The organism is Halosimplex litoreum, from assembly GCF_016065055.1.
GTDB lineage: Archaea > Halobacteriota > Halobacteria > Halobacteriales > Haloarculaceae > Halosimplex > Halosimplex litoreum.
Genome location: NZ_CP065856.1, coordinates 3,807,541 through 3,827,587, shown reverse-complemented (window position 1 = coordinate 3,827,587; position 20,047 = coordinate 3,807,541). Strand labels below are relative to the sequence as shown.

The 20,047-nt window shown below is 69.1% G+C and carries 21 protein-coding genes; 9 read left to right on the top strand and 12 right to left on the bottom strand.

Features of this window, described 5'->3' with window-relative positions; translation table 11 throughout:
* Positions 1–54: 54 nt before the first annotated feature.
* Positions 55–1,209 carry a Gfo/Idh/MocA family protein gene (locus I7X12_RS18980; protein ID WP_198061580.1) on the bottom strand — a complete coding sequence of 385 codons (1,155 nt, stop codon included), beginning with the start codon at positions 1,207–1,209 and terminating at the stop codon, positions 55–57.
* 3 nt (positions 1,210–1,212) lie between these two features.
* On the bottom strand, positions 1,213–2,178 hold the full coding sequence (locus I7X12_RS18975) for a sugar phosphate isomerase/epimerase family protein (protein WP_198061579.1): 966 nt from the start codon (positions 2,176–2,178) through the stop codon (positions 1,213–1,215).
* Positions 2,179–2,407: 229 nt separating this feature from the next.
* On the opposite strand from I7X12_RS18975, the gene I7X12_RS18970 reads away from it, so the two are divergent.
* From I7X12_RS18970 to I7X12_RS18955, 4 genes are all read left to right on the top strand, one after another.
* Positions 2,408–3,268, top strand: coding sequence for a fumarylacetoacetate hydrolase family protein (locus I7X12_RS18970; RefSeq protein ID WP_198061578.1), 861 nt, complete (start codon positions 2,408–2,410; stop codon positions 3,266–3,268).
* A gap of 106 nt (positions 3,269–3,374) precedes the next feature.
* Positions 3,375–4,139 (top strand): IclR family transcriptional regulator, encoded by a 765-nt coding sequence (locus tag I7X12_RS18965; protein ID WP_198061577.1) that lies wholly within the window; start codon positions 3,375–3,377, stop codon positions 4,137–4,139.
* A 354-nt stretch (positions 4,140–4,493) separates the two neighbouring features.
* A complete protein-coding gene (locus I7X12_RS18960) occupies positions 4,494–6,425 on the top strand; it encodes a DEAD/DEAH box helicase (RefSeq protein ID WP_394355616.1) in 1,932 nt (643 codons plus the stop codon).
* A gap of 65 nt (positions 6,426–6,490) precedes the next feature.
* The gene (locus I7X12_RS18955) at positions 6,491–6,802 is read left to right on the top strand and encodes a CGCGG family putative rSAM-modified RiPP protein (RefSeq protein WP_198061575.1); all 312 of its coding nucleotides are present in this window, start codon (positions 6,491–6,493) and stop codon (positions 6,800–6,802) included.
* Between the two features lie 47 nt (positions 6,803–6,849).
* Here the strand turns inward: I7X12_RS18955 and I7X12_RS18950 are convergent, their stop codons facing one another.
* The gene (locus I7X12_RS18950) at positions 6,850–7,080 is read right to left on the bottom strand and encodes a hypothetical protein (protein ID WP_198061574.1); all 231 of its coding nucleotides are present in this window, start codon (positions 7,078–7,080) and stop codon (positions 6,850–6,852) included.
* Positions 7,081–7,225: 145 nt separating this feature from the next.
* On the opposite strand from I7X12_RS18950, the gene I7X12_RS18945 reads away from it, so the two are divergent.
* The 3 genes from I7X12_RS18945 (at position 7,226) to I7X12_RS18935 (ending at position 8,340) form a co-directional block, all read left to right on the top strand.
* Complete coding sequence (locus I7X12_RS18945) at positions 7,226–7,396, top strand: hypothetical protein (RefSeq protein ID WP_198061573.1); 171 nt, start codon at positions 7,226–7,228, stop codon at positions 7,394–7,396.
* Positions 7,397–7,753: 357 nt separating this feature from the next.
* Complete coding sequence (locus I7X12_RS18940) at positions 7,754–8,062, top strand: hypothetical protein (protein ID WP_198061572.1); 309 nt, start codon at positions 7,754–7,756, stop codon at positions 8,060–8,062.
* Between the two features lie 131 nt (positions 8,063–8,193).
* A complete protein-coding gene (locus tag I7X12_RS18935) occupies positions 8,194–8,340 on the top strand; it encodes a hypothetical protein (RefSeq protein WP_198061571.1) in 147 nt (48 codons plus the stop codon).
* A gap of 14 nt (positions 8,341–8,354) precedes the next feature.
* Here I7X12_RS18935 and I7X12_RS18930 read toward each other — a convergent pair whose 3' ends face one another.
* Complete coding sequence (locus I7X12_RS18930) at positions 8,355–10,106, bottom strand: MutS-related protein (RefSeq protein ID WP_198061570.1); 1,752 nt, start codon at positions 10,104–10,106, stop codon at positions 8,355–8,357.
* 166 nt (positions 10,107–10,272) lie between these two features.
* Between I7X12_RS18930 and I7X12_RS18925 the strand changes: the two genes are divergently transcribed.
* Positions 10,273–10,962 carry a zinc ribbon domain-containing protein gene (locus I7X12_RS18925; protein ID WP_198061569.1) on the top strand — a complete coding sequence of 230 codons (690 nt, stop codon included), beginning with the start codon at positions 10,273–10,275 and terminating at the stop codon, positions 10,960–10,962.
* Here the strand turns inward: I7X12_RS18925 and I7X12_RS18920 are convergent.
* Entirely contained in the window at positions 10,959–11,867 is a 909-nt protein-coding gene (locus I7X12_RS18920; RefSeq protein WP_198061568.1) for a PLP-dependent cysteine synthase family protein, read from the bottom strand. The two genes, I7X12_RS18925 and I7X12_RS18920, sit on opposite strands and share 4 nt — an antisense overlap.
* A gap of 149 nt (positions 11,868–12,016) precedes the next feature.
* Here I7X12_RS18920 and I7X12_RS18915 point away from each other — a divergent pair, with 149 nt between their 5' ends.
* Positions 12,017–12,406 carry a thioredoxin family protein gene (locus tag I7X12_RS18915; protein ID WP_198061567.1) on the top strand — a complete coding sequence of 130 codons (390 nt, stop codon included), beginning with the start codon at positions 12,017–12,019 and terminating at the stop codon, positions 12,404–12,406.
* A 52-nt stretch (positions 12,407–12,458) separates the two neighbouring features.
* On the opposite strand, the gene I7X12_RS18910 is transcribed toward I7X12_RS18915, so the two are convergent.
* The 7 genes from I7X12_RS18910 to I7X12_RS18880 all read right to left on the bottom strand — a co-directional run bounded on the left by I7X12_RS18910 (position 12,459) and on the right by I7X12_RS18880 (position 19,915).
* Positions 12,459–13,163, bottom strand: coding sequence for a bacteriorhodopsin (locus I7X12_RS18910; RefSeq protein ID WP_198061566.1), 705 nt, complete (start codon positions 13,161–13,163; stop codon positions 12,459–12,461).
* Positions 13,163–14,728, bottom strand: a complete 1,566-nt coding sequence (locus I7X12_RS18905) for a methyl-accepting chemotaxis protein (RefSeq protein WP_198061565.1) — start codon at positions 14,726–14,728, stop codon at positions 13,163–13,165. Before I7X12_RS18905 ends, I7X12_RS18910 begins: the two co-directional genes overlap by 1 nt.
* 175 nt (positions 14,729–14,903) lie before the next feature.
* On the bottom strand, positions 14,904–17,102 hold the full coding sequence (locus tag I7X12_RS18900; protein WP_198061564.1) for a thioredoxin domain-containing protein: 2,199 nt from the start codon (positions 17,100–17,102) through the stop codon (positions 14,904–14,906).
* A gap of 46 nt (positions 17,103–17,148) precedes the next feature.
* Complete coding sequence (locus I7X12_RS18895) at positions 17,149–17,379, bottom strand: HalOD1 output domain-containing protein (protein WP_198061563.1); 231 nt, start codon at positions 17,377–17,379, stop codon at positions 17,149–17,151.
* A 6-nt stretch (positions 17,380–17,385) separates the two neighbouring features.
* Positions 17,386–17,715 carry a hypothetical protein gene (locus tag I7X12_RS18890; RefSeq protein ID WP_198061562.1) on the bottom strand — a complete coding sequence of 110 codons (330 nt, stop codon included), beginning with the start codon at positions 17,713–17,715 and terminating at the stop codon, positions 17,386–17,388.
* A gap of 111 nt (positions 17,716–17,826) precedes the next feature.
* A complete protein-coding gene (locus I7X12_RS18885) occupies positions 17,827–18,471 on the bottom strand; it encodes a helix-turn-helix domain-containing protein (protein WP_198061561.1) in 645 nt (214 codons plus the stop codon).
* A gap of 82 nt (positions 18,472–18,553) precedes the next feature.
* Positions 18,554–19,915: an NAD-dependent succinate-semialdehyde dehydrogenase gene (locus I7X12_RS18880; RefSeq protein WP_198061560.1), complete on the bottom strand. Its 1,362-nt coding sequence runs from the start codon at positions 19,913–19,915 to the stop codon at positions 18,554–18,556.
* Positions 19,916–20,047: the final 132 nt, after the last annotated feature.

Here is a 20,047-nt window from a genome sequence, read left to right as displayed (position 1 = left end):
GTTACGTTCCAGAGAACGCTGTCGAACGGGTGCCGAGCGGTAGCCGGACCGGCGTTACACCTCGACCCACTCGCCGGCGTCGTCGGACTCCTCGATCGCCGCGAGCAGTTCCTGCACGCGGTAGCCGTCCTCGAAGGACGGGCTGTGGTCCTCACCGGCCGCGGCCGCCGAGAGGAACTCGTAGTTCTCGTGGACGAACGTGTGCTCCCAGCCGATGACGTGGCCCGGCGGCCACCAGTGGTCGATGTAGGGGTCGTCGGGGTCGGTGACGTTGACCGTCTGGAAGCCCCGGTCGCCCTCGGTGAGCAGTTCCAGTTCGTTCAGCCGTTCGAGCGAGAACGAGAGGCTGCCCTTCGACCCCTCGATAGCGATCGTGTGGTCGTTCTTGCGGCCGTTGGCGAACCGCGAGGCCTCGAAGGTTGCCATCGCGCCGTTCTCGAACTCCGCCTGGGCGGTGTAGGCGTCGTCGACGGTCACCTCGCGGGTCTCCGTCGACTCGCCGCCCGACCCTTCGAGCGACCCCTCGTCGCCACCGGGGACGGGCCGCTCGTCGACGAACGTCTGCAGGTGGCCAGACAGCCGCGAGATGTCACCGGCACGGTCCCCGACGAGGAACCGGGCCAGGTCGATCGTGTGAGCGCCCAGGTCACCGAGCGCCCCGGAGCCTGCGAGCTCTTCCGAGTTGCGCCAGCTCCAGGGGGCCGTCGGGTCGACCAGCCAGTCCTGCAGGTACCGTCCGCGGACGTGGTGGATCTCGCCGATCTCGCCGGAGTCGATCAGGTTCTTGGCGTATCGGATCGCGGGGATGAACCGGTAGTTGAAGGCGATGCCCGCGGTCGCCGCCGAGTCGCGGGCGGCGTCGGCCATCCGTTCGGCGTCGTCGAGTGTGTTCGCGAGCGGCTTCTCGCAGAAGACGTGCGTGTCGGCCTCCAGCGCGGCGATCGAGGGGTCGGCGTGGACGTTGTTCGGGCCGAGGTTGTAGAACACGTCGACCTCCTCGACCACGTCCGCCCAGTCGGTCGCGTAGCGCTCGAAGCCCAGCTGGTCTGCGGCGTCGGCGAGCGCTTCCTCGTCGCGCCCTACGATGACGTCGCGTTCGACGTCCGGGGCCTCCGGGAAGAACATCGGCAGTCGCGCGAGCGCGTTCGCGTGCGCTTTCCCCATGAATCTGTACCCGAGCACGCCGACGGAGAGTGGTTCCTCGCTCATGGTTCAGGCCCAGTAGGCGTCGCCGGGAGTGGTTTCGAAGACCGAGCGCTGGAGCACGTCGATGGCCTTCTCCAGGCCCTCGTTCGGGGAGGTCAGCGAGTCCTCGTGCTCGATGGACAGCGCGCCGTCGTAGTCGACCATCCGCAGCGTCGACACCACGTCCTTCCAGAACTCCTCGCCGTGGCCGTAGCCGATCGATCGGAACAGCCACGAGCGGTCGGGCTCTTCCGTGTAGGGTTCGGTATCGAGCACGCCCTTCACGCGGGAGTTAGACTCGTACACTTTCGTGTCCTTGGCGTGGAAGTGGTGGATAGCGTCTTCCTCGCCGAGGAAGCGAATCGCCTCGGTGATGTCGATACCCTGCCAGAACAGGTGCGAGGGGTCGAAGTTCGCGCCGATGTACTCGTTCGTCCGCTCGCGCAGTTCGAGCATCCCGGTCGGCTCGTAGACGAGCATGTTGGGGTGCATCTCGATGCCGACGTAGACGTCGTGGTCGGCGGCGTGCTCGGCCAGGTCCGACCAGTACGCCTCGGCGACCTCCCACTGGTACTCGTGGGCCTCGTGATGTTCGTTGGGCCACGGGGCTGTGATCCAGTTGGGCACCTCGCCTGCGGGACTTCCCGCGGGCAGGCCGGAGAAGCAGGTGACGGCGTCGACGCCGAGCTGGTCGGCCAGCTCGATGGCCTCCCGGAGCTCGGTGTCGGCGCGCGCCGCCCGCTCCTCGTCGGGGTGGAGCGGGTTGTTGTGCGTCGCCAGCGCCGAGACGTACAGGTCGTGTTCGTCGAGCAGGTCGTGTAGTTCGGCCTGTGCATCCTCGTCGTCGAGGTACTCCTCGCGCGGGAGGTGGTCGTCGCCCACGAACCCGCCACAGCCGAGTTCGACCGCGTCGACGCCCTGCTCCGACAGGTACGCGAACGCGTCGTCGAGCGATTCGCCGCCGAGTGCCACTGTCAGCACACCTACGTCCATGTGTGTTCACCTCTCTCGAACGCTCAAAAACTCTTGCGGTGGCGGTACCCCTCGCCGCGGGTTCGAGCGATTCTGGGTGGCGAACAGCCCTGGCCGCGCGGTCCACACCGGCTCTCCGGGGGATTTCGACGAGCGAACTGCCCCGTCGACGGGGGCGCGGCCTCGCGATCGGTGCTTGCAGTCGTAGCCCGGCAAAACTAAATACTGGCTGTCCATCACAGTGAGTAGCATGAGATACTTTCGAGTGACGAGCGGGGACGACGAGCGGTTGGTAGTGTCCGATGGAGACGCCGCCTACGACCTGACGAGCGCCCCCGACGGGCCGTCGACGGTCGTCGAACTGCTCGCGGCCGACGAGACGCGCCAGGGCCTCGACGAGGCCGCAGAGGCCTATCTCGACGACGCCGGGGAGGTCGAGTTCGACGACGACGACCTCGTCCTGCCCGTCGAGCCGCCGGAAGTGTGGGCGTCCGGTGTCACCTACCAGATCAGCGAGGAAGCGCGCCAGGAAGAGAGCGACGAGCCAGACGTGTACATCGACGTCTACCAGAGCGAGCGACCGGAGGTCTTCTTCAAGGCGACGCCCAGCCGGACGGTCGGCCCGAACGAGTCGGTCGGTATCCGCGGCGACTCCGACTGGGACACGCCCGAACCGGAACTGGCGATCGTCCTCTACGAGGGCGATATCGTCGGGTTCACCATCGGTAACGACATGTCCAGCCGCTCGATCGAGGGCGCGAACCCCCTCTATCTCCCGCAGGCGAAGGTGTACGACCGCTGTGCGGCCCTCGGTCCGAGCGTCACCTCCGCCGGCGATATCGACGATCCTCACGACCTGGAGATGACGATGCAGATCCACCGCGACGACGAGGTCGTCTACGAGGGCGAGACCAACACCGGCGAGATGGTCCGCACCTGCGAGGAACTGACCTCGTATCTCACCCGCCACAACGTCGTCCCCGACCTCACCGTTCTGATGACCGGAACGGCACTGGTTCCGGAAGGTGACTTCACGCTCCACGAAGGCGACCTCGTTGAGATCGAGATCGAGGACGTCGGAACCCTGAAGAACCCAGTCACGACGGTCTGAGCGGTCGTCGGGTTCGGTCGAATATTGGCTCGGTCCCGAGTGAATTTCTGAACGAACGTTTGCGATTGCGGAACGATTATTACGGGGCAGTGTATTGACTGCGCGTATGGCGCAGACCGCGCGGAACACGGTGAAATCGGTCGAACGTACGTTCCGGATCATCGGTGGGCTTCAGGAGCTGGGGGGCGCCGGCGTCACTGAGCTGTCGACCCATCTGGACCTGCCCAAGAGCACGGTCCACAACTACCTGAGCACGCTCGAACAGGAGGCCTACGTCGTCAAGGCCGACGACGAGTATCGCATCGGCCTCCGATTCCTCGAACACGGTGCCTACGCCCGCAACCAGTCGCAGATCTTCGAGATCGCCCGCCCGGAACTCGACCGCCTGGCCAACGAGACCGGCGAGCTCTGTAACCTGCTCGTCGAGGAACACGGCAAGGGCACGTACCTCTACCGGACCCGCGGCGAGAACGCCGTCCGCGTGAAAGAACACGTCGGGAACCGGGTCTGTCTCCACAGTACGGCGCTGGGCAAGGCGATCCTCGCCCACTGCTCCGAGGAGCGCGTCGACGAGATCATCGACCGACACGGCCTCCCCGAGACCACCGACCGCACCGTCACCGACCGCGACGAACTGTTCGACACCCTCGCCGAGATCCGCGAGCGCGGCGTCGCGTTCGACGACGAGGAACGCCTCTCGGGCCTGCGCTGCGTCGCCGCGCCCGTCCTCAGCAACGACGACCGCGTCCTGGGCGCCATCTCCGTCTCCGGCCCGTCCCACCGCTTCGAGGACGACCGCTTCCGCGAGGCACTCCCCAAGCGCGTCCTCGAGACCGCCAACGTCCTCGAACTCAACGTCACCTACTCGTAGCTCGCCGAGCGATAGCACTTCCGTCATTTGCCACTACGTGACTACTTCGATATATCTTTGCGTCTGCGCGACCACGACCGCCCCCTCGACGACGCTGAACCCATTCGAGCGGCGTATACGCGACGTTTGCGGCGTTCTACGATAGCTCGGATCGGACCGTCGCGCGCAGTCCGATCGTCGAAGCCCAGCCGATATCCACGCCCAAGAGTGCCCACAAGGCGGGGAGACCCGTTTCGAACCGATGCGCTGTCGTCTCTCATTATCTTTGCATTAGGACGAAAAAGCTAGTAGTATTTCGATTCGATAGTTCGGGACCGGTGACGATCGGACTGGACGTCGGCAGACGAAACCCCCTTGTCGCGGCGCCGCCAACCGCCGAGCGTGACAGACGACCAGGGGGAGCCGTCGCTGGACCGGTTCCACGAGGCGGTCGAGGCGGCGGGCAACCCGGTGGTGACGACGGAGGAGGTGGCGCGCCACGCCGACGAACCGCGCGCGGCGGTCGAGACGTGGCTCGCGACCCTCGAACGCGAGCGGGCGGTCGTGAGCAGGGACGTGTCCCAGGACCCGACGGTGTGGTACCCGGCGGAGTGGACCGACTACGCCGACCGCGAGCGGTTCGTCGTCTTCCCCGACCGACGCCAGATCGTCGTCGACCGGCCCGCGCAGTTCACGCGGGCCCAGCTCTCGCAGTTCGCCCGGCTCGTGGATACGAACGGGGAGGGTGGCTACGTCTACGAGATCGACGATTCGGACGTGTGGCAGGCGCCCTACGAGGACCTGGAGGGATTGCTCGGGACGGTCCGGGACGTGCTGCCCCAGCGCTACCCCGCTCTGGAGGAGTGGATCGGCGACCAGTGGAAACGCGCCCACCAGTTCACCCTGAAGACTCACGAGGACGGCTACGTCGTCCTCGAAGCGGCGACGGAGAATCTGATGGGCAACGTCGCGCGCCAGAAGCTCGACGATTCCCACCTCCGGGCGCCCATCTCCGACACCGAGAGCTGGGTCGCCGAGGAGGCCACCGCCGAGGTCAAGCGGGTCCTCTACGAGGCGGGCTACCCCGTTCAGGACGAACGGGACCTCGATTCGGGCGAACCGCTGGATCTCGACCTGAACCTCGACCTGCGGGAGTACCAGCACGACTGGGTGGCCCGGTTCATGGAGACGAAATCGGGCGCCCTCGTCGGCCCGCCGGGCAGCGGCAAGACCGTCGCCGCGATGGGCATCGTCGAGCGCGTCGGCGGTGAGACCCTGATTCTGGTCCCCAGCCGCGAACTCGTCCGCCAGTGGCGCGACGAACTGCTCGCCCACACGACGCTCGACGAGTCCCAGGTCGGCGAGTACCACGGCGGCACGAAAGACATCAGGCCCGTCACGATCGCCACCTACCAAACCGCCGGGATGGGCAGACATAGACACCTGTTCGACTCCCGCGAGTGGGGGCTGATCGTCTACGACGAGGTCCAGCACGTCCCCAGCGACGTGTACCGCCGGAGCGCGAACCTCCAGACCCGCCATCGGCTGGGGCTGTCGGCGAGCCCCGTCCGGGAGGACGACCTGCAGGAGGAGATCTTCACGCTGATCGGTCCGCCGATCGGTACGGACTGGGACGCGCTGTTCGACGAGGGGTTCGTCGCCGAGCCGACCGTCGAGATCCGCTACGTCCCCTGGACCGACGACGACCACCGCAACGAGTACGTCGGCAGCGAGGGCCACGAACGCCGCCAGATCGCCGCTTCGAACCCGGCGAAGATCGGTGAGACCCGCCGCATACTCCGCGAGCACCCCGAGCAGAAGGCGCTCGTGTTCGTCGACTACCTCGACCAGGGTCGGGAGCTGTCGGCGGCGATCGACGCCCCGTTCATCAGCGGCGACACACCACATCACGAGCGCGCACGGAAGTTCGAACAGTTCCGCGACGGGTCGCTGGACACGCTGGTGGTCTCCCGCGTCGGCGACGAAGGTATCGATCTGCCCGACGCCTCGCTGGCTATCGTCGCGTCGGGCTTGGGCGGCTCCCGACGACAGGGCACGCAGCGCGCCGGCCGGACGATGCGACCGGCCGGCCGCGCACTGATGTACGTCCTCGCCACGCAGGGCGCACGCGAGGAGGAGTTCGCCCGCCGACAGATGCGCTATCTCGCCGGTAAGGGCGTCCAGGTCCGCGAACGGACCGTCGAGGGGCCCGAAGAAGACCCCGACGAGGCGTCCGAGTCCGACGAGGGTGCCGACGGCGGGGACGAGGACGACGACGAGGGCGAAGACGACGTCGGCGTCGCCTGACGGGCGGTTTCGGGGCGAACACGTTCGGCGCCAGCGCTTGGTGTGGCCGGTTCCTACGGGTCGGTATGTCCGTCAGCCATGACGACGTGGAGCCGGTGACCGACCGCGTCCACGACAACTCCTGGTCGGCGAATCTGGAGCAACCGCACCACGGCGAGGACCGCGACCTCGTGGTGGCCCAGGCGCTCGACGCGGTCGAACACACGACACCGGACAACCACGTCAACATCGTCACCCACGGCGACCACGGCCACCCCGAGACGTATCTCTACGAAGCGCTGGAGGAAGCGTACGGCGACGCCGTCCGGTACGAGTACGTCGAACAGTGCGGCTGCGGCGGGCACGTTACCCGCGCGCACGTCGAACAAGCGGTGTAGTTCGGTCGGCGGCCGACCACGCCGGCGCGGTCGACGCCGTTCGGAGGTTACTCCTCGGCGACCAGCTCGTCGCGTTCGGCGCGTTTCTCCTTGACGTCGTCGATGAACGAGTCGACGGTGACGCGCTTCTCGCCGACGGTCGCGCCCACGATGGCGCCGAGCGCGCCGCCGGTACTGGCTGCGTTGCGGCCGACGAGACCGCCGATCCCGGCGCCGATAGCGGCACCCATGGCTGCGTAGCGAGCACGACTCAGGACGCGTTTGATGCGTTTCTGCATACCCTCTCATTCGCCTATCCGAGGCATAAATGTGACCCTCACGAGAAGTCTCGCGTGTCAATCCCTGACATACGTGCAAAAAATTTAATATAAATCCGTGTAGAGTACCGTGTACGCTACACCAACGAGGTGAGCGGTGATCCCGATGACGACCGAACTCAGCGCGTATCCGGCACACCAGAGGGCCGAGGCCCTCGTCTGCGCTACTGCCGGGTCCGGCGTGTCCGCCGACGGTCCGGTGGACGCCGGCAAGCGGATTCCTGCGCGCGTCGGGTTCGGCGGGGTCGACCGCAATCTCGAGTCGATCGCCGCGTGAAGGTCCGCAGGCCGTCCGGGCTCCCAGTCCGGTGACGGCCGTCGATTCGAGCCGACCTCGGCTCTTCCTGTGACTTCGGCGTCGTGGCCACGGGTCCGTCCCACCGAGGACGACCCCCCGGTCTCGTCGGTCCCGTCTCCGCGACGTCCCGGTCACGGTACGTTTAGTCCCCCAGACCCGCGCCCGTCCGGCCGGTCGTCGCTCACGCGGTGACCGTGCGCGAGCCGGCGTACCTCGGCTCGAACCCGGGCGCGGTCGGTGAACCAGCGCCAGCTGTGCCGGCCAGAGGCATCGCTGCGCGCCCCGGACGCCCCTCGGAGGCAGCGGGCGGCGCGTTCGACTCGCGCCGGGCGTCGTATGGCAGTCCATGCCACGAACCAGGTGGAAGCGACGGCGGAGATAGACCTGTGGGTCCCCCGGGACACGATAGCGGACTTAGAGAGCGGCGTCCGGACGGTCGTCGCCGACGCGGCGGGCGTCGAGACGGCCGAGGTCACCGGCGTGACCGACGTGACGCCGCGAGCGACCGATATCCGTGTCACTGCGACGGTCTGGGTCGTCCTCCCCGACCACGAAGTCGAGTCCGACGCGGTCCGGGCGACTCTGGAAGACGGATTCGGCATCATGGAGGCGAGCGTCCTCGTGGCCGAGGCGGCCGAGGCGTGACCGGCGGTAACTACCGACGGCGGTCCCGCGGCGGGGTCGCCCCGGCCCTTCGCTCCCCGCGGTCACAGCGGTGTGACGCCGGCAGCCGGCCGGAGCGGCGGGTTCGATCCCCGTCGGGGAGCCTACGACCCATGTTGTGCATCATCGTGCCGGAGTACGCGTCGCGGGACGACGAGCAACGGAATCGATCCGACGACGCCAGCGGTGAGAACGAGGAGGCGTCGAGCGACGGCGAGGACCCGTCGGACGACGACCTGCTGACCGCGAGGACTGTCTGAAACGGCTACAGCGGTCAGGCAGACCAGCGGGCGTCCGAAAGCGTCCGCTGGACGGCTTCCTCCCCGACGGCTTCGGCGAGCGTCTCGAAGCCGGCGCGCTCACCCCGGTCGCCGGCGTTGGCGACCAGCCGCGAGACGATGAACTCCGGCGTCGAGCGGCCGACGGTCTCGAAGCGGGGCTGGTAGTCGACTTCGAGGTCGAGATCTGGCGTCAGTCCCTCGGCGAAGATGCCGTCGACGCGTGCCTCCGGCGGCAGGGGTTCGAGGTCGTCGGCGAGGTGCGTGACGAACACGCCCAGCGCGCCGCGGTCGACGCTCAGGCGGACGAGCCCGTGGAGGAGGTCGGCGGCGCTGCCCGGCTCGGTGATCGCCTCGAACTCGTCGACGAGCATCAGGGTCCGACCCTCGTCGGTCAACGGCGGGACCACGGAGCGCAGCGTCGATTCGAGCACGCCCGCGTTGAAGCTGGCGTGACGGCGGTGGAAGACGACGGTGTCGACGACGCCGACCTCCGCGCTGTCGGCGGGGACCGGCAGCCCCATCTGGGCGAGCAGTTGCACCTGACACAGCGTTTCGAGGAGCGTGGTCTTCCCGCCGGAGTTCGCGCCCGTGAGGACGGCGACGCGGTGGTCGCGGGGTGGAGCGGACTCGGTCGCCACGTCGAGGTCGTGGTCGCCGATGCCGTAGGTGACCGACTGGACGCCCACGCCGCCCGCCACGAGCGAGAGGTTCCGCGCGTTCTCGACGGCGACCGTCTCACGGTCGACGAACGTCGGCCGCCCGAGGTCGAACGCCTCGGCGAACCGGGCGAGCGAGACGTACAGCGCTACGTCGTCGACGGCCGTGACCGCCGCGTCGACCTCCGCACGAGCGGATTCGAGCGTGTCTTCGAGGCGGTCGGCCACCTCGGTTTCCCGGTCCTCGACGGCGGTCCGCAGATCGCTCGCCAGCGCCCGCAGCGTCTCGGCGACGAAGTCGCTCGCGTCGGTGGCCTCGCCGGGCATCGCCTCGCGGACGCGCGCTGCGTCCACGTCCGTCTCGCTCGTGACGTGGCGCACCAGCGTCTCCCGGAAGTCGTCCGCGCCGCGCGCGCCGGACTGCACTTCTTCGGCGACGCTCTCGGGCGTCGCGGCCATGTCCTCGACGCTCGCCAGGGTCGCCCGCAGCGAATCGAGGCGGCCGTCGGCGCCCTCGCCGATGCGGTCGTCCTCGCCTGCCAGACCCGCGAGCGCAGCGGCCGCGTCGTCGAGCGTTTCGTCGTCCAGTTCGGCGATCGGTTCGAAGACGCCCTCGGAGACACCCGCTGCCGAGAGCGCGATCGCGGTCCGTACCGCGGCGAGTTCGCCGCCCGCGGCGCCCTCGTCGAAGGCGGTCTCGACCGCTGTCCGGGTCTCGTCGTCGAGGGCGGTCCAGGCCTCGCGAGCTTCGAGGACCCGGTCGATGCGCTCGGCCATCTCCTCGCGGGTGCCCAGCGGCGTGAGGATGCGGATCCGGCTGGCGGCGTCCTCGGTGAGGGCGAACTCGCCGGCGAGGTCGAGGATCTCCTTGTACACCTCGCGCGTGTCCCGCGTGGCGAGCACGTCCAGCGCCTCGCCGCCCTGCGCACGTCGGAGGATGCGCGTGGCCCGCCCCTGTGAGAGCCCGGCCGCGACCAGCGCGCGGGTGTCGGCCGTCTCGATGGCTTCGACCGCTCGCTCGACGCCCAACTCGTCGGCCAGGAGATCCCGGGTCTTCGGCCCGATACCCCAGTAGTCCTCCAGTCGCATGCCCGGTGGGTGGCTCCCCGCCGGTAAAGTCGTTTCTCGTCCGCTCGCGGTCGAGCCCGGTCGATCCACCGCGTGTCTCTCCCCGACCGCGGTCCGTCCGCCGATCCGCGACCGCGGGTCCGTGACGTGACCGGGATTCTTGACGACCGAGCGCGTAGCCGGTGGTATGGCCGATCCAGGGGACGACGACAGCCCCGTCGACGGCGACAGGGCGCCCGACGACGACGGCGAGACGGTCCCCTGTCCCGACTGCGGCGACCCGCTGCCAGCCGACGCCCGCTTTTGCCCCCGCTGCGCGACGCCCATCGGCGAGGACGGCGAGGCGGTCGACCTCTCGGACCTCGACGACCGCTTCGACGAGGACCCCGCGGAGCTGCTGTCCGTCGAGGCCGGCGAGCGACGAGCGTCCGGCCGCGTCATGGTCGTCGCCGGGCTGGCGGTCGCGCTCCCGCTCGCGCCGCTGGCCCTGTTCCTCGTCAACACGGTTCGAGTGCAGTCGGTGTGGAGCGCGGGACTCGTCTTTCTCGGCGGGTGGCTCGCCCCAGCCGCGTACCTCGCTCGCGCTCGCGTCCCCGCGGAAGCGTTCGCGCGAAGCTGCTACCTCGTCGCCGCCGGGACCGCACTGATCCCCGTCGGGCTACAGTTCGGCGGGAACGGCATCGCTGCCGTCGACCGCTCCGTGTCGGTCGCGACGGTCACCGCGGTCGCCCTGCTCGTCGCGGGGCTGGCCGTCCTGCTCGGACGGGTCGTGCACGGGCAGGCGGCCCGGCGCGTCAGTGGCGACCTGCGAGCGTTCGAGGAGGCGCGACCGGACTCGGAAGACGGTGCGGAGGACGGTGGTGAGAGAGCGGGTTAATCGAACATCCCGGTCGACATGTAGCGTTCGCCGCTGTCCCAGTAGACGGTGACGACGAGCGGATCGTCGACGTCCTCGGCGGCGGCAAGACGCTGGGCGACACGTTTGGCGGCGAGGTTCGTCCCGCCCGAGGACTGGCCGACGAAGATGCCTTCCTCGCGGGCGAGGCGGCGACACTCCGCCTCGGCGGCGCCGATCTCGACGGTCTCGACGTCGTCGAGCAACTCGCGGTCGAGGTTGTCGCTGACGAACCCCGGTCCCATCCCCTGGAAGTCGTCGTCGCCGGCCTCGCCGGTCGAGAGGACGGCGTTCTCGGCCGGTTCGACGGCGACGACGTCCATCTCGGGGAACGCCTCGCGCAGCCGGCGGCCGATCCCAGTGATGGTCCCGCCGGTGCCGACGCCTGCGACGAGGGCGTCGATCTCGCGGTCGTCGACCTGCTCGAGTATCTCGGGGCCGGTCGTCCGGTAGTGCGCGTCGGGGTTGGCGGGGTTGTCGAACTGCCGGAGCTGGACGAACTCTCCCTCGGCTTCGAGTTCGTCGGCGCGGTCTTTCGCCGCGGAGATGTCGCCGTCGACGAGTTCGATCTCGGCGCCGTAGGCGCGCATGATCTGGCGCCGTTCGGGCGACTTCGACGAGGGCATGACGAGGGTCACGTCGTAGCCCTTCGCTGCGCCGACCATCGCGAGACCGATGCCGGTGTTGCCGCTCGTCGGCTCGACGATAGTGTCGCCCGCCGCGAGGGTGCCCTCGCGCTCGGCGGCCTCGACCATCCCCTTCGCCGGTCGGTCCTTCGCCGACCCGCCCGGGTTGAACGATTCGACCTTCGCCGCGATCGTGGCGCCCTCCGGGGCGTCGACTTCGACCAGCGGCGACCCGATCGTGTCCAGGATGCTCGATTTCACTGGCCAGGCCTACGACACCGTCGCTTAAATGGCCCGTGACAGCGGCAGGGAGTGCGGGCGTCGACGACGGCCGCGGACGAGGCCCAGCGGCCGCGAGTGAGCGCGAACGGAGCGTTGTCGTTAAGCCACCCCGCCCGTTAGGAGGTGGTATGTCACTAGAGACCATGGACCCGAACCCGGTGTGGACCGAGGAGGCCTACGCCGAGACGGTAGACGTGCTCGCGGCGCTCGGCGACGACGTCACGTTCAAAGTCTGGGGCGGCGACTGGTGTATCGACTGCCGCTCGCAGCTGCCGGACTTCGGCGCGGCGCTCGACGCGGCGGGCGTCCCCGACCACCGGATCGAGGAGTACGCCGTCGAGAAAGACGAGGACGGCACGAAGGTCGGCCCGAACGTCGAGGCGTACGACGTCGAGTACATCCCGACCGTCGTCGTCGAGCGCAACGGCGAGGAGGTCGCTCGCTTCGTCGAGGAGGAACCGGTCCCCATCGCCGTCTACCTCGCTCGCGAACTCGGAGACCTCACCGAATCGGTCTGAAGCTGCGGGTCCTGCCGTCTCTCCGACGTCCTCCGGTCGGGTAAGACCGGTGTCAGTCCGCCGCGGTCCCCGACGAGGTCGGCTTCGACCGCACCTCGCGGTCGGTGAACGCGCTGCGGCGCGCATAGAAGAAGTAGACGTAGGGCACCTTCGCGAGTACGTCGAGGAACAGGAACGTGAGGCTGGCGCCTTCGAGGGTGGTGTAGCCGAGCCCGGCCGGTCCGGTCACCCAGACGAACGGGTACGCGAGCCAGAGGAGCCCGATGTGGTTTTTCAGGAGGCTGAACAGGCCGATCCGCTGGGGCTCGTCGGGCACGGTCCGAGGGAAGACGTAGTAGAGATACCCGAACAGGCCGGCGTGGAACAGCGCCGAGACGCCGAACAGGCCCCATTTGACCGTCCCGGAGGTCACGACGGCGCCGGCGCCGGCGAGGATCATCAACGCGTCCGCCAGCATGACACCGGCGATGGCCCGCCGCGAGGCCCCGGCGACGTAGCCGACGAACCCGACCAAAAGCGGCGTCGTCACGATCCAGTCGAGGTAGCGCAGCCCGACGAACTCGGTCCCGTCGACGGTGACGGTCCCGACGCCGAAGGCGATCCCCAGGTACGACAGGCCGGCGAAGCCCGGGATCACCATCAGGTACGGCACGACCGACTGGGTGGGGCTCCCATCGAGCGACGAGTAGACCGCGACCGTGACGACCAGTCCGGCCCCGAACGCCACGGCGGCCAGGAGGTGTGCGGCCAGGAGCATCAGCTGCTCCCCCCGTCGGTCGCGGCCGGCCGAACCTGCGTCGGTCGCGAGGCGGCGTCGCCGGTCGTGAACGCGCCCACCTGCGTGTCGAGCCGGCTGACCGCGGTGTTCTGGAGGTCCTCGATCGAGGTTCGGATCGACTCGACGGCGGACCGCTGGTCGCGGACGGCCTGTGTCATATCGGTCACGTCCGAGGCGGTCTCGTCGCTCAGTTCGGCGACCTCGTCGACCGCGGACGCCGTCTGCCCGAGCGTCGTCGCCTGCTCCGTGGTCGTCTGGTCGATCTCCGCGATCGCCTCGGAGATGTCCTCGACCGACCCGGAGATGCTCTCTATCTCCATCAGCGCCGATTCGACCGTCTCGGACCCCGACTGGACGCGCTCCTGGGTCTGTCTCACCGACTCGACGACCGACCTGGTCTGGGTCTCGGCCTCACCGACCATAGCCGCGATCTCGTCGGCCCGTTCCTGGGTCTGGTCGGCGAGGGACTTTACCTCGTCTGCGACGACGGCGAACCCGTCGCCGTCGCTGTCGCCCGCCCGCGCGGCCTCGATGGAGGCATTGAGCGCCAACATGTTGGTCTGTTCCGCGATTTCGCCGATGATCTCGGTGATCTCGGTGATCCCGGTCGCCGTCTCCCGGAGTTGTTCGACCTGGTCGACGACCGACGCCACGTCCGACTCGATCGCGTCCATCTCCGCCAGCGCCGACTGAGCGGAGTCGCTGGCCGTGTCGGTCGCGTCCGACACCTGGTCGCTCTGGTCCGCGATGTCCGTCACCGTCGCCGCGATCTCCTCCGCTGCGGCGCTCACGTCCGCGACGTCGTCCGCGATGCCGTCGAAGCGCTCCTGCTGTTCGCTCGCTCGGCCCTGGATCTCCGTCACGGACGTCATCGTCTCGTCCACGCGGTCCTCGACTTCGACGCTGAGCGACGCGACCTCGTCGGTCCCCTCGCGCACGTGGTCGGTCACCTCGGAGACGGTCACGAGCGTCTGTTCGAGGTCGTCCATCATCCGATTGAACGAGGTGCCCACCCGCTCCATGGCGTCGTACTCCGTCGCCACGTCGACCCGCTGAGCGAGGTCGCCCGTCGCGGCCTCCGCCATCACTTCGCCGTATCGCTCCGCTATCTCCTGGTAAGCCGCGGCCATCTCGGTGGCCTCGCGTTCGGCGCGCTCGGCTTCCTGACGAGCCTCCTCGGCCTCGGCCCGCGCGGACTCCAGCTGTTGCTGTGCCTGCTCCATCTCCGCCAACCGCTCCTGCAGCGACTGGCGCATCGTCTCCACGGAGTCGGCCAACTGGCCGAACTCGTCGGTCCGGGTCGATACCACCGGTTGGTCGAGCTCGCCAGAAGCGACCGTCGCCGTCTGGGCACGGATCTCCTTGATACTCGCCACGCTCTCGGCCGCGTTGATCGACCCGAGCGTCAACAGCCCCGCGACCCCGGCCACGACGGTCGAGGCCACGTCGTTCGTCGTCAGCCCCACCGCCACGAGCAGGCCGCCGGTCGCCACGTAGGCCAGCCCGAGCTTGGCCCCGTACCGGCTGCGTATCAGTGACAACATCGTACCCGACTCACAGGACAGCACCGACGTAAGCGCATCTACCCCCTATCAGATCTGAAAACGATCGCCCAACTATGTTCCCACAGCTATCAAGTGGAGAACGTAGCCCGTAGGTGAGTAGAACTGTACCACCCCGAGTATCGATCGAGATACCGGCGTGGTCGTCCTGCCAGCGTCAGTGCTCGAACCACTCCAGGGCCTCGTCCAGGTCGTGGCTCGGCGGCGAGCAGGTCCGCGACTGGCAGGCGTACACCGTGGGCTCGCCGTCGCGAGCCTCGCGGCTCGCCCAGATCGGCGGTGCGTCGGTCAGTTCGAGCGCGTCGAGCCACTCCGCGAGCGCGTCGTCGCTCGGCGGCCGCGGCGCGAGCAGGCGTCGCGGGACGTAGGTGTCGGCCAGGGTAGCGCGCCAGGACTCGGGCATCGACTCGGCAGCGACGGTGAGTTCGCTGGCGCCCGTGCGGTAGGCGTCCGCGGCGAGCGCGAGCGACGGATGCTGTTGAGGGTTCGACTCCACCCGGCCGGCGTGCGTCGCGATCACGCCGCTCGCGACCGACTCGAAGCGGTCGTGTGCGGCGAACTGGTCCAGTTCGAGCAGCAGTTCGGCGGCCACCCCCGCGCTGGAGGGCGTCGACTGGTCGGCCAGCTCCTGGGGTCGCGCGACCAGCGACTCGCCGCTCTGCGGCGTGAAATACAGCGTCTCCTCCTCGGCGTCCCAGAACTCCGCCTCGATGGTCCGCGCGAGGCCCAGCGCGAACGCGAGGTGTTCGACCTCCCCCGTTGCCTGGTAGGTGTCGAACGCGCCTCGCGCGAGGAAGGCGTAGTCTTCCAGGTACCCCTGGATGTCCACAGCTCCGTCTTTGAACCGCCGGGAGAGCCGTCCCGTATCGGCGTCCCAGAGGTGCTCTCGGGCGAACGCCAGTGCGTCGGTCGCCGTCTCGGCGTGTGCGGGGTCGTCGACGATGGCGGCCTCGGCGAACGCCGAGACCATCAACCCGTTCCAGCCGGCGAGGACCTTCTCGTCGCGGGGCGGACGGGGGCGCTCGGCGCGGGCCGCGAAGACGGCCGCTTTCGCCGCGTCGAGCAGTTCTTCGGCGGCGTCGGTCGAGAGCCCGTGGTCGTCGGCGAGCGACGCGACGCTCGCGCTGCGTGTCAGGACCGTCTGTCCGCCCTCGAAGTTTCCGGTCGCGGTGACGCCGTAGCGCTCGCGGAAGATCTCGGCCGCGAGGTCGGCCTGCTCACCGGGGATCCCGTGTTCGGGGCCGTACTCGGCGACCGCGTCGTCGACGCCGTCGGGCGTCCAGACGTAGAAGGCGCCCTCCTCGCGTTCGCCGTGTTCGTTCTCGGTCGTCGTTCCGAGGTCGCTCCCGCCGGCCGCGACCTCGCTCTCCGCGTCGAGCGTGCTGTAGAACCCGCCGTCGGGGTGGGTGAGTTCGCGCTCGACGAATTCGAGCGTCTCGCGGGCGGTCTCGCGGTAGCGCTCGCGGCCGGTGAACTGGTAGCCGGTCAGGAAGATGCGAGCGAGTTCGGCGTTGTCGTACAGCATCTTCTCGAAGTGGGGGACGACCCACTCCCGGTCGGTGGTGTAGCGGTGGAAGCCGCCGCCGACGTGGTCGTAGAGGCCGCCGTCCCCCATCGCGTCGAGCGTCTCGCCGACGACCTCGCGGTAGGCGTCGCGGCCGCCCGCCTCGTGGGCGCGCATCAGCACGCGCAGGCGACCGGGCTGGGGGAACTTCTGGCCCTTGCCCCAGCCGCCGAACTCCCGGTCGGCGCCGCGGAGCGCGGCGCTCGCGGTCGATTCGAGCACGTCCTCGTCGGGAGCGTCACCGGGCTGGTCGGGCGTCGTCTCCAGGTCGCTCGCGATGGCCTCGGTCCACTGGCGGGCGCGTGACTCCATCTCCGCGCGCTCCTCGGGGTCCGCCCACGACTCGGAGATGTCCGCCAGCAGTTGGCGGAAGCCGGGCGCGCCGCGTTTCGGTTCCGGAGGGAAGTACGTGCCGACGTAGAAGGGGTCGCCGTCGGGCGTGAGCCAGGCGTTGAGCGGCCAGCCGCCGCGGCCGCTGACCTGCTGGCAGATGCTCATGTAGATGGAGTCGATGTCCGGGCGCTCCTCGCGGTCGACCTTGATCGGGACGAAGTGGTCGTTGAGCAGTTCGGCGATGTCCTCGTCCTCGAAGGACTCCTCCTCCATGACGTGACACCAGTGACAGGCGGCGTAGCCGATCGAGAGGAAGATCGGTTTATCCTGCTCTTCGGCGGCCGCCAGTGCGGTCTCGTCCCAGGGCTGCCAGTTCACCGGGTTGTCGGCGTGCTGGCGGAGATACGGGCTCGCCTCCTCGTCGAGGCGGTTGCGTGCTGTCGGAGCGGGCTCGGCCATACCCGCCGGTTTGGGTCGCGGGCAGGTAAATGTGCGAACATCGGACTCAGTCAGTTCGCTCGGTCACTTCGACGGTTCCGCTCCCGTCGACCGACACGCGATAGTCGCCCGTCTCGAAGGTGAGCCACCAGCTGTCGTTTTCGTGGCCGGCCAGCGCTCGCAGCGCTTCCGGCGGCACGTGGTCGGCCAACTGCAGTTCGATCCGGGTCGGCTCCTCGTCCAGCGCGCTCGCGAGCGCCTCGACCACCCGGACCGGTATCGACTCGGCGTCCGTCATCGGTCGTCAATCGCCGACAGGACCGTCGATCGGTCGCAGGGCTTCGAGCAGCGGCCCCAGCTCTTCGAACCGCGGTCCCCGGCGGACCGAGAGCGGGTCCAGGTCGAACTCCACGACCTCCTCGGCCGTCAGTTTCGGCAGGTGGACGTGGAACAGCTGGGTCTCGAACTCGACCTCGGTCGCCCCGAACCGGGCGCGGATCCGGTCGAGTTCCTCGCCGCCGATCCCCGGCGAACTCGACAACTCGGTCAGTATCGCGCGACGGGGGCCGCTCGCGAGCAGCGATAGCGATCGGTCGACGGTCCGGGCGGCGTCGGTGGCTGCGGACGGACTCATACGGTGATACGTATTCGGGCCTCGGGGCAGAAGCGTTGCCTTCGCTATCCGAAGCGAGCGAGCCGGGCGGAGTCTCGGTGTCGAAGGACTCGAAACCGGTGGCGAGCCCGGTCAGCGGCCGCCGTCGCGGAGCAGCCCCGCGGTTCGCGACTCCTCGAGGACGGCCCGCAGGCCCCGGCGGAGCCGCTGGGAGAACGCGCTGTCGCTAATCCCCTCGGACTCGGCCAGGTCGAGGATGGTCGTTCGCCGCGGGATGTCGAAGTATCCGCCGTCGAGCGCGCGCAGAACCGCGGTCTGCTGTTCGGTCGACAGCGGGGGCGCGGTGCGGTCGTCGTCGCGGCGGATCCGGTCGAGCGTGACCGGGACGCCGCGGTCGGTCACCCGCACGGAGAACTCGGAGAGCGACCGCCTGTCCGCACAGAGGAGCCGAAAGCGCCAGCCGTCGGCGTCGCCGACCCCGGCGACGATGTGGACGCCGTCCTCCCGGATCGGCTCGACTATCGGCCCCGCCTCGGGACCGAGTTCGTCCTGGTAGAGCACTCGGCCGTCGACCGCGTCCACCCGGGCGGGGCGGTCGTCCGTACCGCCGTCCGACCAGCGGTCGAACGCGTCGTCGTCCTCGACCCAGAAGAGCACCCGGGCGGTGCCACCGACGGGGACGACGGTCTCGAACTCGACCGTCAGGCCCGCTCTCAGGGGCTTCCCTCCCAGCGTGAGCGCGTCGTGTGGGACCGAAACATCGGCTGTGAGGGTCATACCGATCGATACACGCTGCACGACGAAATAACCGTACTACGCTCGAGGACGGGCCAACCGAGTGCGCTCGTGCGAGCCGCGACTACTCGATCCAGACGGTCTTGCGGTTGACGAACTCTTTCATCCCGGCTTCGGAGAGCTCGCGGCCGTAACCGGACTCCTTGACGCCGCCGAACGGGACGCGTGGGTCGGACTTTGTGAGCTGGTTGATGTAGACGCAGCCGGCGTCGATCCGGCGGGCGAGGCGCTCGCCGCGGTCGCGGTCCTCCGTCCAGACGCTCGCGCCGAGCCCGAACTCCGTGTCGTTGGCCCGCTCGACCCCGGCGCCCTCGACGTCGACCTCGTAGACCGCCGCGACCGGGCCGAACAGCTCCTCCGTGTCCGCGGGACAGCCCTCCGGCACGTCCGTCAGGACCGTCGGCGGGTAGAACGCGCCCTCCCGGTCCATCGGTTCGCCACCGGTGCGGACGGTGGCGCCCGCCTCGACGCTCGCCGCCACCTGCTCGTGGAGAGTCGCGAGCAGGTCCGCGCTGGCCTGCGGGCCGACCTCGGTAGCCTCGTCGGTCGGGTCGCCGACGGCGAGCGACTCGACCTCCGCGACGAACCGGTCGAGGAAGTCGTCGTAGATGTCGGTGTGGACGACGAAGCGCTTGGCGGCGATACAGGACTGGCCGCCGTTGAGGTTGCGCGCCCACGCGCCGGTCTCGGCGGCCGCCGCCAGGTCGGCGTCGTCGAGGACGACGAACGGGTCGCTCCCGCCGAGTTCCAGCACCGTCTTCTTCAGGTGCTCGCTGGCCGCGGAGGCGACGGCGCGGCCCGCGGGACCGCTCCCCGTGAGCGTCGCAGCTCGGACCCGCTCGTCAGCGATGATATCGTCCACGCGGTCCGAGGGCACGAGCAGCGACTGGAAGACGCCCTCGGGGTAGCCCGCTTCGAGGAGGATATCCTCGATGGCCTCGGCGCAGCCGGGGACGTTCGAGGCGTGTTTCAGCACGCCGACGTTGCCGGCGGTGAGAGACGGCGCCAGGAAGCGGAACACCTGCCAGAACGGGAAGTTCCACGGCATCACCGCCAGCACGACACCGAGCGGCTCGTGGACGGTCTTGACCGCGGTGCCCGGCGGGCTCGGGTGGTGGTCGTCTTCGAGGTAGGCGTGGGCGTGTTCGGCGTAGTGGTCGCAGACCCACGCGCACTTCTCGACTTCGGACTCGGCCTGGGCGATCGGTTTGCCCATCTCCCTCCTCATCAGCTCGGCGTACTCGCGCTCGTTCTCGCGGAGCACCTCGGCGGCCGAGGCGAGCAGCTCCTCGCGCTCGGCCAGCGGTCGTTCGCGCCACGACTCGAACGCGCGCTCGGCGTCCGCGAGCGTCCGCTCGACGGCCTCGTCGCCGGCCTCCTCGTACGTGGCGATGCGCTCGCCGGTGGCTGGGTTGACGACGTTCATTCCGAGCGGGTGCGCTCGCGGGGCACTTATTTCGGCCGCCGCGCCCGCCTCGGAGGTCCGCTCGCCGGCGTTCGCGCCGTCGCGTCGCCCGAAAGGCAAGCTTTAGGCTCCCACCGCGTCGGATATCCGGGT